The sequence below is a fragment of the Microcystis sp. MC19 genome, from assembly GCF_003019735.1.
In the GTDB taxonomy this organism is placed as follows: domain Bacteria; phylum Cyanobacteriota; class Cyanobacteriia; order Cyanobacteriales; family Microcystaceae; genus Microcystis.
Genome location: NZ_CP020664.1, coordinates 2,228,177 through 2,243,046 on the forward strand (window position 1 = coordinate 2,228,177; position 14,870 = coordinate 2,243,046).

Annotated in this window: 16 protein-coding genes and 1 pseudogene; 11 read left to right on the top strand and 6 right to left on the bottom strand. The window is 41.5% G+C overall.

Features of this window, described 5'->3' with window-relative positions:
- Positions 1 to 301: 301 nt before the first annotated feature.
- A complete protein-coding gene (locus tag B5D77_RS11355) occupies positions 302 to 1,021 on the bottom strand; it encodes a hypothetical protein (protein WP_106908850.1) in 720 nt (239 codons plus the stop codon).
- A gap of 418 nt (positions 1,022 to 1,439) precedes the next feature.
- Between B5D77_RS11355 and B5D77_RS11365 the strand changes: the two genes are divergently transcribed.
- Positions 1,440 to 2,102, top strand: coding sequence for an ABC transporter ATP-binding protein (locus B5D77_RS11365; protein WP_103112132.1), 663 nt, complete (start codon positions 1,440 to 1,442; stop codon positions 2,100 to 2,102).
- Between the two features lie 12 nt (positions 2,103 to 2,114).
- Here the strand turns inward: B5D77_RS11365 and B5D77_RS11370 are convergent, their stop codons facing one another.
- Both B5D77_RS11370 and B5D77_RS11375 read right to left on the bottom strand, forming a co-directional pair.
- Positions 2,115 to 3,401: an ABC transporter permease gene (locus B5D77_RS11370; protein ID WP_106908851.1), complete on the bottom strand. Its 1,287-nt coding sequence runs from the start codon at positions 3,399 to 3,401 to the stop codon at positions 2,115 to 2,117.
- A 207-nt stretch (positions 3,402 to 3,608) separates the two neighbouring features.
- A pseudogene (locus B5D77_RS11375) lies at positions 3,609 to 3,707 on the bottom strand (aluminum resistance protein); the annotation flags it as partial.
- A gap of 119 nt (positions 3,708 to 3,826) precedes the next feature.
- Between B5D77_RS11375 and B5D77_RS11380 the strand changes: the two are divergent.
- The 4 genes from B5D77_RS11380 to B5D77_RS11400 all read left to right on the top strand — a co-directional run bounded on the left by B5D77_RS11380 (position 3,827) and on the right by B5D77_RS11400 (position 8,800).
- Positions 3,827 to 4,660: an acyl-CoA desaturase gene (locus B5D77_RS11380; protein ID WP_002748596.1), complete on the top strand. Its 834-nt coding sequence runs from the start codon at positions 3,827 to 3,829 to the stop codon at positions 4,658 to 4,660.
- A 484-nt stretch (positions 4,661 to 5,144) separates the two neighbouring features.
- On the top strand, positions 5,145 to 6,317 hold the full coding sequence (dxr, locus tag B5D77_RS11390) for a 1-deoxy-D-xylulose-5-phosphate reductoisomerase (RefSeq protein WP_008206915.1): 1,173 nt from the start codon (positions 5,145 to 5,147) through the stop codon (positions 6,315 to 6,317).
- 500 nt (positions 6,318 to 6,817) lie between these two features.
- Positions 6,818 to 8,113, top strand: coding sequence for a glutamate-5-semialdehyde dehydrogenase (proA, locus tag B5D77_RS11395; protein WP_008206918.1), 1,296 nt, complete (start codon positions 6,818 to 6,820; stop codon positions 8,111 to 8,113).
- Positions 8,114 to 8,128: 15 nt separating this feature from the next.
- A complete protein-coding gene (locus B5D77_RS11400) occupies positions 8,129 to 8,800 on the top strand; it encodes a riboflavin synthase (protein WP_008206920.1) in 672 nt (223 codons plus the stop codon).
- Positions 8,801 to 8,862: 62 nt separating this feature from the next.
- Here B5D77_RS11400 and B5D77_RS11405 read toward each other — a convergent pair whose 3' ends face one another.
- Both B5D77_RS11405 and B5D77_RS11410 read right to left on the bottom strand, forming a co-directional pair.
- Positions 8,863 to 9,333, bottom strand: coding sequence for a PIN domain-containing protein (locus B5D77_RS11405; protein WP_008206922.1), 471 nt, complete (start codon positions 9,331 to 9,333; stop codon positions 8,863 to 8,865).
- Positions 9,333 to 10,508 carry an ImmA/IrrE family metallo-endopeptidase gene (locus B5D77_RS11410; RefSeq protein WP_008206924.1) on the bottom strand — a complete coding sequence of 392 codons (1,176 nt, stop codon included), beginning with the start codon at positions 10,506 to 10,508 and terminating at the stop codon, positions 9,333 to 9,335. Before B5D77_RS11410 ends, B5D77_RS11405 begins: the two co-directional genes overlap by 1 nt.
- A gap of 243 nt (positions 10,509 to 10,751) precedes the next feature.
- Here B5D77_RS11410 and ahcY point away from each other — a divergent pair, with 243 nt between their 5' ends.
- From ahcY to B5D77_RS11440, 6 genes are all read left to right on the top strand, one after another.
- On the top strand, positions 10,752 to 12,029 hold the full coding sequence (gene ahcY, locus B5D77_RS11415) for an adenosylhomocysteinase (RefSeq protein ID WP_008206926.1): 1,278 nt from the start codon (positions 10,752 to 10,754) through the stop codon (positions 12,027 to 12,029).
- 201 nt (positions 12,030 to 12,230) lie between these two features.
- Positions 12,231 to 12,836 (top strand): DedA family protein, encoded by a 606-nt coding sequence (locus B5D77_RS11420; RefSeq protein ID WP_106908852.1) that lies wholly within the window; start codon positions 12,231 to 12,233, stop codon positions 12,834 to 12,836.
- A gap of 132 nt (positions 12,837 to 12,968) precedes the next feature.
- Positions 12,969 to 13,268, top strand: coding sequence for a hypothetical protein (locus B5D77_RS11425; RefSeq protein ID WP_106909992.1), 300 nt, complete (start codon positions 12,969 to 12,971; stop codon positions 13,266 to 13,268).
- Positions 13,265 to 13,690, top strand: coding sequence for a type II toxin-antitoxin system VapC family toxin (locus B5D77_RS11430; RefSeq protein WP_106908853.1), 426 nt, complete (start codon positions 13,265 to 13,267; stop codon positions 13,688 to 13,690). The genes B5D77_RS11425 and B5D77_RS11430 overlap by 4 nt, the downstream gene beginning before the upstream one ends.
- Positions 13,691 to 13,818: 128 nt before the next feature.
- Entirely contained in the window at positions 13,819 to 14,016 is a 198-nt protein-coding gene (locus tag B5D77_RS11435; protein ID WP_002789758.1) for a hypothetical protein, read from the top strand.
- On the top strand, positions 14,013 to 14,402 hold the full coding sequence (locus B5D77_RS11440; RefSeq protein WP_039900670.1) for a type II toxin-antitoxin system VapC family toxin: 390 nt from the start codon (positions 14,013 to 14,015) through the stop codon (positions 14,400 to 14,402). The genes B5D77_RS11435 and B5D77_RS11440 overlap by 4 nt, the downstream gene beginning before the upstream one ends.
- Before the next feature lie 164 nt (positions 14,403 to 14,566).
- Here the strand turns inward: B5D77_RS11440 and B5D77_RS11445 are convergent, their stop codons facing one another.
- Positions 14,567 to 14,785: a hypothetical protein gene (locus tag B5D77_RS11445; RefSeq protein ID WP_106908854.1), complete on the bottom strand. Its 219-nt coding sequence runs from the start codon at positions 14,783 to 14,785 to the stop codon at positions 14,567 to 14,569.
- Between the last annotated feature and the right edge of the window lie 85 nt (positions 14,786 to 14,870).

Sequence of the window (14,870 nt, forward strand, 5' to 3'; positions counted from 1 at the left end):
ATCCCGCATCACCCGTGGTAAAAACGATGATTTTCTGGCAGACGATTACAAAAATTTATCTTTTAGGCGGGGAGCATCCCAATTTGGCACGTTAGCCATTCTCAGGGGAACTGAAACCCTTTCTATTGCCTTACTATTGGTAATAATTTTACGAAAATGGTATGCTCCCTTTAGGCGAAGTAAGACTGCTATTCTGCTATTGGGATCATCTCATTTATGCAAGTGAGTAATTATACTTATCCCTAAAACTGCTTTCTAGCAAGGCTTTCAAAATAGCTTGACATAAAACCTGATTTAGGGGTTACAAAGGTGAGATGCTCCCACTGCTATTTTTAGCTTGACTGACATCTTCCTCGCTCCCCGATATCAGTAAAACATATTTGCCTGCTCTGATTTCAGCCTCGTATTGCAGTGCTTTATGCTTGGGAATGCCCAATCCCTCTGTTAGTCCCCCAGTTGCTGAGATTGCGGCCGGATCAAGGCCATCAGTAATCATTTTTTCCACATAACTTACCAGTGTTCTCGCAATCGGTCCGGCAATCAAAACAGGTCCAGGACCTGGAATAAATAGTATTCCAGCTGCTTCTGCTCCTACTAAGGCCAAGCCAACTGCTGAAGATGGTAATCTTCCGGGCAAGAAATGAGGACAGGGGGGTTGAACCCCTTCCGGATGAAGGGGTTCAACTCTTTCTGAGACAGGAGGTTGAACTCCTTCCAGATGAGGGGGTTGAATGCCCATTGGGTGGTAAGGAAGCTGCATCCCCTCTGGGTGAGGGGGTTGAATTCCTGCCGGGTGAGGTGGGTGGAAGTCTGCACCCTCTATGTTTGGGGGTATAATGGTTTTTAGCAATGAAAGTTTTTTGATATCGAAGCCTTTTTTTTGTAACTCCAATACAACTATGTTTGCTTCTTCATTGGAGGGGAATATACCGATGATCGAGTGAATATTTGTCATGAATTTCCTGTTTTTAGTACATAATTGGATTATATCCAAGATTCCGCAGTTCAGATTCCACTTCATAAATATCCCTCTTTGGGAGTATCTTATTTATGCAAGTGACTAATTATACTTATCCCTAAAACTGTTTTCTAGCAAGGCTTTCAAAATAGCTTGACATAAAACCTGATTTAGGGGTTACAAAGGTGAGATGCTCCCCCCTCTTTTGTCAAACCTTGATTTATCTTTGGCTGAAACGGCCTAATTTCCTGGAAATTTCCTAAACTGACAAAAGAGGGATAATTTTCGCAAAGCAATATCGTACAAGCCTTGCTCAACAAATTCTCAATAAGGAGGATTCATTATCAATATCAATAAACAGATTAATTCAAGTGAACTAAATTAGACAAAGCCCTTGCACAGAAAGGCTTTCAGGTTTAATGATTTTTTTTTGTTTGTTAACCTGCGGAATGTGGGTATTAAATCACCCCTGGTAAAAACGATGATTTTCTTGCAGACAATTACAAAAATTTACTCTCTAGGGGAAGTGAAAATACCTGTTCTTCGGGGCATAGATCTGGAAATTCGGTCAGGGGAATACGTATCCATTATGGGAGCTTCGGGTTCCGGGAAATCAACCCTGATGAATATTATCGGCTGCCTCGATCGCCCGACGGGGGGACAATATATTTTAGAAGGCAGAAACTTAAAGAACTTGGACGATAACCAACTGGCTTATATTCGCAATCAGAGGATTGGCTTTGTCTTCCAACAATTTAATTTATTGTCCCGCTCCACTGCCCTAGAAAATGTCATGTTGCCGATGGTCTATGCCAATGTTCCCAAGCCAAAGCGTCGTCAAAGAGCGATGCAAGCTTTAGCTAGAGTTGGATTGGCTAATTATCTCCACAATCGGCCTAGCCAACTTTCCGGGGGACAACAACAGCGAGTCGCCATCGCCCGGGCCCTAGTTAATCAACCGGCTCTGGTGTTGGCCGATGAGCCGACGGGGGCCTTAGATACACAAACTTCCCAAGAACTGATGGATTTACTAACCGAACTCAATCAACAGGGGATCACGATTGTGATTGTCACCCACGATCCTGATGTAGCCGCCCAAACCAGACGGGTGATCCGCCTTCAAGATGGCTTAATCGTTTTTTAGGATGTACTAGCCTCAATCCCGTCGTAAAGCGGTAATCGGGTCTAAATGAGCGGCAGAACGGGCGGGAATTACTCCTGCTGACAAACCAACGATAAAAGATAAACCAAATCCACTGATTATCGACCAACCTGACAAGACAAAGGGAAATCGGAAAATCTGGGCGCTACAGAACGCTACTAAAATGCCCAATAACACACCGATGCCGCCGCCAGTCAGGGAAATCATCACCGATTCCGCTAAAAACTGCTGGAGGATGGCCGAACGGGTGGCCCCCACAGCTTTGCGAATCCCGATTTCCCTGGTGCGTTCCACCACGGAAACTAACATGATATTAGCGATGCCAATACCACCGACTACTAGGGAAATGCCAGCGATCGCCACCAGCATCACTGTAAACAAACCCACTACCGTGGTCAAGGTTTTGACCACATCTGTTTGGTTTCTAATGCTAAAATCATCGGCTTGAGCAGCGGCGAGATTGTGACGCTGACGCAAAAGATTAGTAATTTGATACTCGGCATTTTTCATCTGATCTTGCTGGTCAACTTTGACATAAATGCCGTTAACAGCCTTACCACTTAAAGAATTATTGCCCACCAGACGAGAAGACATATTGCTCAGAGGAATAAAGACCTGATCGTCGCGATCAATCGAACCTTCGGCACCTTTTGGCTCAAATACGCCAATAATTTCGTAACTATTTTTTCTTTCAATCCAAAGCTTTTTACCGATCGCATTGGTATCATCGCCAAAGAGTTCTGTTAACAGAGTCGAGCCTAAAATCGCCACTGGTGTCGCCTGTGCCATTTCTTCCTCGGTAAAAAATCGACCTTGGCTGAGTTCTGTATTTCTCGCTTTCATGTAGTTAAGATCGATGCCCACCACATTAGTGGCATGATTGACCTCGCCCGCCACCACGGGTGCTGGACGCTGCAGATAGGCGGAGACCACCTGTACACCAGGAACTTGATTTTGAATAACTTTGGCATCTTCCCAGATTAAGGTGCTACTGGAACCGCGGCCGAGACTAATCCCCCCGGTTCTGGCTTCTCCGGGTAAAATTTGTAAAACATTAGTACCTAGAGATTGAATTTTTTGTTCGGTGGCTTTTTGTACTCCTTGGCCTACGGAGGTGAGAGCAATCACGGAGGCAATGCCAATAATCACCCCTAACATGGTTAACAAAGTCCGCAGTTTATTACTCCAGAGGGCTTCGATCGCTATCGAGACAATTTCGCTGATCGCCACGGGGTGAGGATGATTAGTCTGAACTATTTGTTTAGGTAAGTAAACAGTCATTGATTTCGATGTAATCTGGCTAAATATATAGTTGTGATCGAATAAAACAGATATTTTGGACTTATTTGTCTTTTTTTGTCTATAAATTACCTTATTTACTGTTTCTAGAAGAGATTAGGCTGTATTGACTGGGGCTTTCCCGTCCGATAGCATTGCCGATAAAAACCCTCACCTAGGGAAATCAATCGCTTCGCCATACTTTCCCAATAGGATTTTAGCGAGATTTTCCTTGACCTGTGCGTCAATTTCCGAAAAGATGGGGAGTAAGGCCTTTGCTGCCCCGTCGAGTAGAGGGGGGATATCCATCAAACAATAGACTGTGATATTTGTTACTATTTATTAAGCGTCAAAGTTTCCCCTGTGTCAAATCGAGACAGATAAGACGATGATGCTCTGTCTCCTGTTGTTTCCCTTTGGGTTATTCAATGACTGTTGCGACTTCCGAAAAACTTCCCATCGACTGGGTGACTCTCATCTACATGGCTTTTATCCACTTAGTGGCTCTTTTAGCCTTCTTGCCTGGCAATTTTAGCTGGGGTGCTGTGGGAGTGACATTAATTCTCTATTGGATTACTGGGGGTTTAGGAATTACCCTCGGTTTCCATCGTTTGGTTTCCCATCGGAGTTTTAAGACTCCCAAATGGTTAGAATACTTTCTGGTTTTGTGCGGAACCCTCGCTTGTCAGGGGGGTGCGATCGCATGGATAGGTTTACATCGTATTCATCATAAATATTCTGATACTGCTCCCGATCCCCACGATTCCAATAAAGGTTTCTGGTGGAGTCACATGGGTTGGATGTTACACGAAATTCCTGCCGACGAAGAAATTGCTCGTTTTACCCAAGATATCGCCGACGATCCTTTCTATAAATTCTGTCAAAATTATTTTGTTCCTATCCAAATTGTTTTAGGCTTAATTCTCTATGCTATGGGTGGTTGGCCGTTTGTAATTTGGGGAATTTTTGTTCGCTTGGTCTTAGTTTTCCACTCCACTTGGTTTGTCAACAGCGCCACTCACAAATTTGGTTATGTTAGCCATGAATCCCACGATAATTCTAAAAATTGTTGGTGGGTTGCCCTCTTAACTTTCGGTGAAGGTTGGCACAATAATCACCATGCCTATCAGTATTCTGCCCGTCATGGCCTACAATGGTGGGAAGTTGACCTGACTTGGATGACCATTCGTCTGCTGCAAATTCTGGGATTAGCTACTAATATTAAGTTGCCTCCCACCACGGCAACGGCGACAGAAAGTTAGTTTTATTTAGTGGTTAAATAGATGATAAATCTAGCCGAACTTAAGTTTAAGTTCGGTTATTTTCTCCGACTTAACCCAAATCTGACGGCTTTTCCCACGGCACAACTGAGGAATATAGGTAATGCGAATCCTCCCCCAAAAAACGAAATCATTGATAGGATAAACTTGATTATTTCCCCCTCTGCCGAACATTGACTGGGGAAAGCGCAACCCATCGGGCCAAGAGCGAAGGATAACCAACCAAAAACGTAAACACACAGGGGAAATAAGAGGCAAAAAACCAGACCCCCCGCTAGACAGCCTAATCCATTAGCCTTTCTATTCGATTCTCTCACCATCTCTATCGCTGACCCTTTCTAAGTCGCAGCATAAAAAAGTTAAAATAGCAACTTTTTTAACAAATATTTAATATTTACGCCGATGTGCCGGAGAGACCCCAGAGAACGTATATTAAAAGCTAATAGCCAAATTATAGTAAGTTTCTATGAAAAAAATCTCGATTTTAGGCTCTACAGGCTCGATCGGAACTCAAACTCTCGATATTGTCACCGATCATCCCGATAAGTTTCAAGTGGTGGGATTAGCCACGGGTAATAATATTCAACTACTATCGGAGCAAATTCGGCAATTTCGCCCGCAAATCGTGGCGATTAATAACGAAAGTCAACTAGAAGACCTAAAAAGCCTAATTTCCGACCTTGACTATACCCCGATTATCCTAGCAGGAAAGGAAGGAGTAATCGAAGTGGCCCGTTATGGCGATTCCGAAAGCGTCGTCACGGGAATTGTCGGTTGTGCGGGATTGCTGCCGACAATTGCCGCTATTACTGCTGGTAAAGATATTGCCCTCGCTAATAAGGAAACCCTGATTGCTGGCGGCCCGGTGGTGCTGCCTTTAGTGGAAAAACACCGAGTTAAATTATTACCTGCTGACTCGGAACATTCAGCTATTTTTCAATGTTTACAGGGAGTTCCCACCGGGGGATTAAAAAAGATTATTCTCACCGCTTCTGGGGGTGCTTTTCGGGATTTACCCGTGGAAAAATTGTCACAAGTAACCGTAGCTGATGCCCTGAAACATCCTAACTGGTCGATGGGCAGAAAAATCACCATCGATTCGGCTACTTTAATGAATAAAGGTCTAGAAGTTATCGAAGCTCATTATTTATTTGGTGTCGATTATAATGCGATCGATATTGTCATTCATCCCCAAAGTATTATTCACTCTTTAATTGAGTTACAGGATACCTCGGTTTTAGCCCAATTAGGCTGGCCCGATATGCGTTTACCCCTGTTATATGCCTTGTCTTGGCCTGAAAGAATTTATACCGATTGGGAACCTTTAAATTTAGTTAAAGCCGGCAGTTTAACCTTCAAAGAACCCGATCATCAAAAATATCCCTGTATGGGATTAGCTTATGCGGCCGGCCGCGCAGGTGGGGCAATGCCAGCAGTATTAAACGCGGCCAATGAACAAGCGGTAGCATTATTTTTAGAAGAAAAGATTAGCTTCTTAGATATTCCCCGGGTGATTGAAAAAGTGTGCGATCGCTTTGCAATTCATAACAGTTCTACCCCTAGCCTAGATGACATTTTAGCCGCCGATGATTGGGCGCGTCAAGAAGTATCTAACTGTCTGATTGCCAATCCGGTCTAGATAGTCTATATCCTGTAGGGATGTTAACTATAATGTCTCTACAGATATAGGATAGAAAAATCACTAATTTCGGCTATTTTTTCTAGTTAACTAGATTTATGATGATCATGACAAGAGTTGATAACCTTCAATAAACCTCGAAAATAAAGATTAAATTGCCTAAAATCAGGGTTTTCTTATTCTTTGTGTGATAAGTTTAACTTATATAGGATCGATCTTTGTGTCCTTTGTGTCCTTTGTGTCCTTTGTGTCTTTGTGGTTCGTTCTAGTCGCTCGCTGGCAGGACTGTATCTTAGAGTACATTTTACCCACCAAACTCAAGAGAGCCAAATCTGTAAATAGACCATTTAATTGACTATTATTCATTCTTAATTCTCCTGACTACTGACTCCTAACCCTAACAACAATTTTTGATTTTTACAATGAGGTCTAATGACCCTGAAGCTTTCTCAAAAATAAGATAAAATAAACAAGATAGCGGTTATTACTTTTAATTTTCTATGGTTACAACTTCTCTATCCCTCCCCGAAATCGCCAGAGAAACCCGTCAAGCGAGTCGTCAACTGGCTATCCTGACTAACGAAGAAAGGAATGAAGCTTTAGAGGCTATTGCTGAGGCTTTGACTGCCAATGCTGATAAAATACTAGAAGCTAATATCGCCGATGTTCAAACAGCTAAGGCGATGGAATTATCCCCAGCTTTATGTGCGCGATTAGAGTTAAGTTCTGGCAAATTAAAAGCCGCTATTGCCGGGGTGCGAGATGTGGCTAAATTAGCAGATCCTTTAGCTACGATGCAAATTAATCGGGAATTAGATCAAGGTTTAATTCTGCGGAGAATAACCTGTCCTTTAGGGGTTTTAGGGGTTATTTTTGAAGCTCGTCCCGATGCTTTAATTCAAATTACCAGTTTAGCGATAAAATCTGGTGATGGCGTTATTTTAAAAGGGGGGAAAGAGGCGCTCCGTTCTTGTCAAGCTTTAGTAAAAATTATTCATCAGGCCTTGAGTGAAACTAAAGTTAATCCAGCGGCGGTAAGATTATTAACAACACGAGAGGAAATTCAGGAACTATTAAAACTTGATCAATACATCGATTTAATAATTCCTAGAGGTTCTAACGAATTTGTGCGTTATATCCAAAATAATACCCGTATTCCCGTCCTCGGTCATGCCGATGGTATCTGTCATCTCTACATCGATAAAGAAGCCGATTTAAGCAAAGCAATTAGGATTACCGTTGATGGTAAAACCCAATATCCTGCCGCTTGTAATACCATTGAAACTTTATTGGTTCATCAAGACATCGCTAGACAATTTTTACCCGCAGTGGCCCGAGCATTAGAGGAAAAAAAGGTTAAATTATTGGGAGATGAAGCAACTCGTCAGATTATTAACGTACCATCGGCCACAGAAGAAGACTGGCAAACCGAATATAGTGATTTAATTCTGTCAATTAAAATTGTTGATAGTCTAGAATCGGCAATCGAACATATTAATTATTACGGTTCTCGACACACGGAAGCCATTGTCAGCGAAAATTTTAACACGGCCAAAACCTTTAGCGATCGAGTCGATGCCGCCGGAGTTTTTCATAATTGTTCCACCCGATTTGCCGATGGTTTCCGTTACGGTTTTGGGGCCGAAGTGGGTATCAGTACCCAAAAAATGCCCCCCCGTGGTCCGGTGGGATTAGAGGGATTAGTGACCTACAAATATCAATTAGTGGGAGATGGTCATATTGTCGCCGATTATTCTGGGGAAAATGCCCAATCTTTCACTCATAAGGATTTATAGTCGAGAAAAAAGCCGATGTTTACAGGATTAATTCAAGCCTTGGGAAAAATTCGGGTCGTGGATACTGATAGACTATATTTGTCTGTATCTTCTGATACAATTCTCCAAGATTTAATGATTGGTGATAGTGTGGCTGTGGATGGAGTTTGTTTGACAGTTGAGGAAATTCTCCCAGAGGGTTTTGTGGCCACCGCTTCCCCAGAAACCCTACAGCGCACTACTTTGGGACGAAGGATTAAAACAGAAACCAACGTTAACCTAGAAACCTCTTTGCGGGTGGGTAGTAAAATCGGCGGTCATTTTGTCACCGGTCATGTGGACGGAATTGGCTGTTTAGTCGAATCGATAATCGTGGCTAATTCGTGGGAAATGACCTTTGCTGCCCCTAGTTCCCTAGAAGAGCAGTGGAATAACTACATAGCTCGTTATATCGTCGGTAAGGGCAGTATAGCTGTTAATGGCATTAGTTTAACCGTGGCCGATTGTGATGCCTCCGGCAGCTGGTTTAAAGTGGCTGTCATCCCCCACACCTACGCCGAAACCAATCTTTCCCATTTAAAATTAGGCGATTGGGTGAATCTAGAAGGGGATATTTTAGGCAAATATGTGGAAAAATTGCTAGGAATGCGCTCTTATCACCCTCCTAGCGAGATTAGCCTAGAATTTCTGGCTGAACATGGTTATTAGTTTTCCAGAAAAAGCCTTTTCAACATATAAATTTATTGGCAATTTATCCATTAATTTTAGTTTTAAAATTGCCAACCTTCCCGCTCCATTAAACCCTGAACATTGGTACAATCGATAGAAAAGTGTTGACAGACTGTGGGGATTTTGGGAGCATTAGGCTTCAAGGCTTCTTCGGTAATTACGCAACCGTCTTTTATCTTGGCACAGGCAATAATAAATGGGTCAGCCACTGGCTTTCCTTGTAATCTTGCTTTTTCACTCACTAAATCCTTAAAGTTTCTTATAGAAAAAATTTCAGGAATAAATAAAGTTTCCTGAGCAGTGGGTGGTAAAAATATTTGTTTATTGAAGTCTATCCAATCTAAAACAAATTGTTTATTATTGCCATATTCTACTTCTTTAAGCACTTCGCGTACTGATTGTAGTTTACCTTCTGACACAAGCAAATCGATTTTTTGCCAAACGGTAGGAAAACTTTTGGGAAAATAGTTTCCTAAGACCTTAAAACTACTTGTGTCAAAAATGTAAACCATCAAAACAGTCCTTTGTCTAATAAATATTGTTCAAGTTTTTCCACCGTAGCAACTTTTTTAATGTTTAGATAATCAGCAACACGCTCGATATCGTATTGGCCTTGATAGTATTTATTGAATACCAGTTTTAGGTAATTTTCTCCCAAATATGTCGCCTGATTAGCATAGGGATTACCGCCAGATTTTTCATTTTTGTCCTGACTTTTTCCCACCTGCTCACTGTACCACTCGCTTACTTTAAGACTATATTCTTTCTGAGAAATAAAGTTATTATCTAATAGTTTTCGTAAAACTACTTCTCGACTAACCTTATAATCACTGGAAATTTTCGAGATAATTTTATCGTTAACTATTGTTTCTCTGATTATCTCAGAAAAGACATGATTAGGAAGCAAAAACTCTGCAGCAAATTTATTACAAAATATCTCGATATATTTATTTTCTCCTTGCAAACTATTAATATATCTATCGTCAGACTTAGTAATTCCATTAGTCTGCAAAAGAATATGTGCTAATTCATGAAAAATGGTAAATATTTGTCTAGATTTTTCCGTGCTATTATTAAGATATATGATCGGAAATTCAATATCTATCAAGCAAAATCCCGAAATTTCTCGCTGCTTAAAAGAACGCTTAAAAATAAAAATACCGGCTTCTTCCACGGCACTCCGCCATTTTTTTAAGGCAGTTTCCTGATCATTCCAGGTCAGTTGTTCTTCTAGAGTAACGTTTAAATAATTTCTGATCTGTTCGGCTAATATCCTTAAATCATCACTAGAGCTAACCGCAATATCCTGAAAGATTTTCTTGGTACTAGGATTAATACCATTATTAATTTCCTGTAGCGACAATTGCATCGCTTTTGCTTGTCTTAAAGCATAGATAGTATCGGCGGCCAGGTTTTCGATTTCAAAGTCTGGCAAAGTTCTAAATTCTTGTTTTTCCTCCGCTTCTAGGGGAGGTTCTGGGAAAAAGAATAAAGCGAGAGGACGTTTATATATTTCTGCTAACTTTTCCAATTGACTATAGGTAGGAAAGTCCTCTCCTGACTCCCATTTCTCGATAAGAGAAACATCTTTTTTAAACTTGACCGCCACAGACTCAAGAGAATATCTCGCCCTTTCTCTTGCCCATTGGATTATCTTGGGATTAACGCCTGTCAGTTTCTCGCCCATCAGTTTATCTTATCATCACGAGATAGAGATTTCTAGCTTAATTTAGATCATAAAGTAGTTTTATTGTACTATATGATTATCTAAAATAGAGACAATGTACCGATTTCTGGATAGGTCAGCGAGGGATTGATAACTTTTTCCTATATAAAAAACCAGTGGAAAGCTTGACATTAGCCAAAATACCCAGACAATGTTAAGTTAAATTAACCAATAGCCTAGGCTTGTATTTAAGGAAAACCCCTTATGGTAGCAACACCAGTTCAACAGAAATACGACATCAAAGATATTAGTTTAGCCCCCATCGGCAAACAGCGCATCGAATGGGCCGGTCGGGAAATGCCCGTTTTGCGTCAATTAGCCGAACGTTACGCCATCGAAAAACCCTTTGCTGGACTGCGTTTAGTCGCTTGCTGTCACGTTACCACCGAAACCGCTAATTTGGCCATCGCACTAAAAGCCGGTGGCGCTGATGCGTTACTAATTGCTAGTAATCCCCTTTCCACCCAAGATGATGTGGCCGCTTGTTTAGTCGCTGATTACGGCATCCCCGTTTATGCAATCAAAGGGGAAGATAACGACACCTATCACCGTCACGTTCAAATCGCCCTCGATCACAAACCCCAGATTATCATCGATGATGGTTGTGATGTGGTAGCCACCCTAGTTAAAGAAAGAAGTCACCAATTACCCGACATTATCGGTACTACCGAAGAAACTACCACCGGTATCGTCCGTTTGCAAGCCATGCTCAAAGCCGGGGTCTTATCCTTCCCCGCAATGAACGTTAACGACGCAGAAACCAAGCATTTCTTTGATAATCGCTACGGTACAGGTCAATCTACCCTTGATGGTATCATTCGCGCCACCAATATCCTCCTTGCCGGTAAAACCGTGGTTGTGGCTGGTTATGGTTGGTGTGGTAAAGGTGTGGCTATGCGGGCCAAAGGTTTAGGCTCTAATGTAATTGTCACCGAAATCAACGCCGTGCGTGCCATTGAAGCGGCGATGGACGGTTTCCGGGTTATGCCCATGGATGAAGCCGCTAAAGAAGGCGATATCTTTATCACCGTCACTGGTAACAAGCACGTTATCCGGGCTGAACATTTTGACCTGATGAAAGATGGGGCGATTGTTTCCAACTCCGGTCACTTTGATATTGAAATCGACCTGCAAGCTTTAGGCGCAAAAGCCGATAATGTTAAGGAAGTTCGCAACTTTACCCAACAATATAGCCTAAAAAGCGGTAAATCCATCGTTGTTATCGGTGAAGGTCGCCTAGTTAACCTGGCAGCCGCCGAAGGTCATCCTAGCGCCGTTATGGATATGAGTTTCGCTAATCAGGCGATCGGTGTAGAATACTTGGTTAAAAATAAAGGTAAATTAGCCCCCGGCATCTACTCAATTCCCTACGAATTAGACCAAGAAATCGCCCGCTTGAAACTACAAGCCATGGGGATTGAAATCGATACTCTCACCGAAGCCCAATTAGAATATATCAACTCCTGGACTTCCGGAACCTAATATCAGTTATCAGTTATCAGTTGTCAGTTATCAGTTATCAGTTATCAGTTATCAGGAGTTAGGAGTCAGGAGTCAGGAGTCAGGAGTTAGGAGTTAGGAGTCAGTACCCGCCACTTCATAATTCATAATTCATAATTCATAATTCCTACTTCCCACTCCCTTTTTTTAACTTTAAAACTGTTTTCTAAATCATAAAAAAATATGACTGAATGGATTACAAATACAATGACTTCTATGGGCTATTTAGGCATAGCTCTATTAATGTTTTTAGAGAATCTTTTTCCTCCCATTCCCTCAGAATTAATTATGCCCCTAGCGGGTTTTACCGTCCATGAGGGACAAATGCAATTTATTCCGGCAGTGGTAGCGGGGATTGTCGGAACCGTAGTCGGAGCGCTACCTTGGTATTATCTCGGTCGGGTTGTAGATGAGGAAAAAATTGAAAAACTAGCCGATAAATACGGCAAATGGATTACCGTTTCCGCTAAAGATATTCAAAAAGCTAATCAATGGTTTAACCGTCACGGTAGTAAAGCGGTTTTACTCTGTCGTTTGGTCCCTGGAGTGCGAACTTTGATTTCCCTTCCCGCCGGGATGAATCACATGGCGATGATTCCCTTTTTAGTTTACTCCACCATCGGCACGACCCTCTGGGTCGTTTTTTTAACGGCAGCAGGTTACTTTTTAGGGAAGAATTACCCACTTGTGGAAGAATATCTGGCTCCCGTGTCAAAAATCGCCCTACTTGTCCTGGTTATCTGGTTTATCCTCTGGATTGTCCGCAAACGTAACCGCCGGTATGAGTAAGTTTTGATGATAGGTGGTGCGTTACGACGGATTGTCACCTTCCAGTCACAGCAGCAATTTTTGCCGTCTAACGCACCCTACGTTTTACTGCTTATAAAGGGGCAAAAGGATAAGAATATACGAGGTTTTAATATGCCAACAATTAAACTACGTTCTCAGATTGGTAGAGATGGAATCTTACATTTACATATACCGTCCGATTTTAAAGAAACTGAAGTAAATGTTACAGTAACCGTTGAAGCGGTTCAAGAAGTCAGTGAAGATTTAGCAAGTAGAAAAGAGGAAAGAAAACCTCGCTATAATGCCTGGGGCAACCCAGTAGTAGAGCAATCTATTACCCAAGCTATTTCAGGAATGCGCCGCCTTCAAAAAACTGTAGCTTTACCTAAAAGTGAAATTCGTGCCATGCGAGAAGAAGGGAGGCGGTTTTGATTGAGTTCGTTTTAGATTGTTCGGTAGCAATTAGCTGGTGTTTGGTCGATGAAGATAACGATTATGCTAACGCAGTATTAGACATAATGCCAAACGCCGAAGCATTTGTTCCCGAAATTTGGTCTTTAGAGATTGTCAATAATCTCCTAGTCGCAGAAATAAGAAATCGGATGACGGTCGAGCAAACTCAAGCATCGATTAATTGGTTACAGTCTTTACTTATTACTATTGATTCTTTAACTTCAGTCCAAGCTTTTGGCAGGACTTTAACACTAGCAAGAGAACAAAAATTAGCTTCTTATGATGCTGCTTACTTAGAACTTGCTTTGCGCTTAGATTTACCATTGGCTACCAATGATAAGCAATTAATAGATGCAGCATTACGCTGTCAGGTAGAATTACTTAATCCCGCTCTAAATTGAACAAAGTTAGTTTTATCACCCGAATATTCCTTGACTTGGTGGCTCTACCGTACTTGTGATGATAATATATAATGATGGTCTATGACAGAGAGAAACATTAAATACTGTTTGGTATTAGGAGAAAAGCTGTGCCACTGATTAAAATACCAAGGAATTATCTGATTGCTGAAGATGAAAATTTTATTACAGCAGACGTGCCAGATTCACTGCTTCAGCTTTGGCAAAAAGATTATCAAAAGGTGGTTAAAGCCAAAGGTATTCTTAAGGATAAAAAAGCGGCAATGCTATCTCATGTAGAGTCTCTTCGTCGGGAGTGGGATGGATGAAATACGTCTATGATACCAATATTTTTATTTATTATTTAGCCGATGACGATATAGTTACTTCTTTTTTCTCCCAAGCTTTTTTGAGTTTGCATCAGATTTTTATCTCACCAATTGTCAGAATTGAGTTACTCAGTTTTCCTACTTTGTCTAAGGAAGAAGAGCAGATAATTGAAGATTTACTCTCACAGTTTGAATTAATTCCCATATTGAGAGAAATTGAAGATCTGACTATTCAACTGAAACGACAGTATAAAATCAAGATTCCCGATGCCATTATTGCCGCAACAACATTGAGCCAAAATGGATGTTTGGTCACTAGAAATGTTGATGATTTTAAGGGTATTTCTGGTTTAAATATTAAAAACCCGTTTATTGATGAGGGGTAAATAATAGTAGAAGAGCGAGAATTAAAAGTTGACTTATCTGCTATCAGTGTCATCCAAGATTTGTAGCGGCCAGTGCCTTCGTAGAAAAAGAAGAGTCTGCATGACTGAGAATGATAGGAATTGTCAGTAATGCGTCATCCTCAGAAAAGGTAAACTCAACTTTACTAGGCATGAGCAGATGCCCCTTGGTCATCCTGAATCATCTGCATCAGAATGTTTGCTGCTGCCGTTGCGTCGTAGAGGGACAAAATTGGATACTCTGGTGCGGAGAAGATGACTTGTAGTTCAGCGTCTGGGATTTGTGTGGCTAGGACTTTAAAGAGTGATAATTTGTCTGACTGGCTCAGATTGTTGACCAGAGGAATTAACTCAGCGAGTGACATGGTTTAAACTTCTAGAGGTGCGAGAATGAACTCTTAATAAAATCTTAATTGGGGGTATTACCTGGAAAAGTTCGTCTAGAATTCC

Bases quoted from the DNA above. Each gene is read 5' to 3' on its own strand.
- B5D77_RS11425 (WP_106909992.1), top strand. From the start codon at position 12,969: ATGCCAACAATTAAACTACGTTCTCAGATTGGTAGAGATGGAATCTTA.
- B5D77_RS11380 (WP_002748596.1), top strand. From the start codon at position 3,827: ATGACTGTTGCGACTTCCGAAAAACTTCCCATCGACTGGGTGACTCTC.
- B5D77_RS11440 (WP_039900670.1), top strand. From the start codon at position 14,013: ATGAAATACGTCTATGATACCAATATTTTTATTTATTATTTAGCCGAT.
- B5D77_RS11410 (WP_008206924.1), bottom strand. From the start codon at position 10,508: ATGGGCGAGAAACTGACAGGCGTTAATCCCAAGATAATCCAATGGGCA.
- ahcY (WP_008206926.1), top strand. From the start codon at position 10,752: ATGGTAGCAACACCAGTTCAACAGAAATACGACATCAAAGATATTAGT.
- B5D77_RS11355 (WP_106908850.1), bottom strand. From the start codon at position 1,021: ATGAAGTGGAATCTGAACTGCGGAATCTTGGATATAATCCAATTATGT.
- dxr (WP_008206915.1), top strand. From the start codon at position 5,145: ATGAAAAAAATCTCGATTTTAGGCTCTACAGGCTCGATCGGAACTCAA.
- B5D77_RS11445 (WP_106908854.1), bottom strand. From the start codon at position 14,785: ATGTCACTCGCTGAGTTAATTCCTCTGGTCAACAATCTGAGCCAGTCA.
- B5D77_RS11370 (WP_106908851.1), bottom strand. From the start codon at position 3,401: ATGACTGTTTACTTACCTAAACAAATAGTTCAGACTAATCATCCTCAC.
- B5D77_RS11405 (WP_008206922.1), bottom strand. From the start codon at position 9,333: ATGGTTTACATTTTTGACACAAGTAGTTTTAAGGTCTTAGGAAACTAT.
- B5D77_RS11420 (WP_106908852.1), top strand. From the start codon at position 12,231: ATGACTGAATGGATTACAAATACAATGACTTCTATGGGCTATTTAGGC.
- B5D77_RS11365 (WP_103112132.1), top strand. From the start codon at position 1,440: ATGATTTTCTTGCAGACAATTACAAAAATTTACTCTCTAGGGGAAGTG.
- proA (WP_008206918.1), top strand. From the start codon at position 6,818: ATGGTTACAACTTCTCTATCCCTCCCCGAAATCGCCAGAGAAACCCGT.
- B5D77_RS11400 (WP_008206920.1), top strand. From the start codon at position 8,129: ATGTTTACAGGATTAATTCAAGCCTTGGGAAAAATTCGGGTCGTGGAT.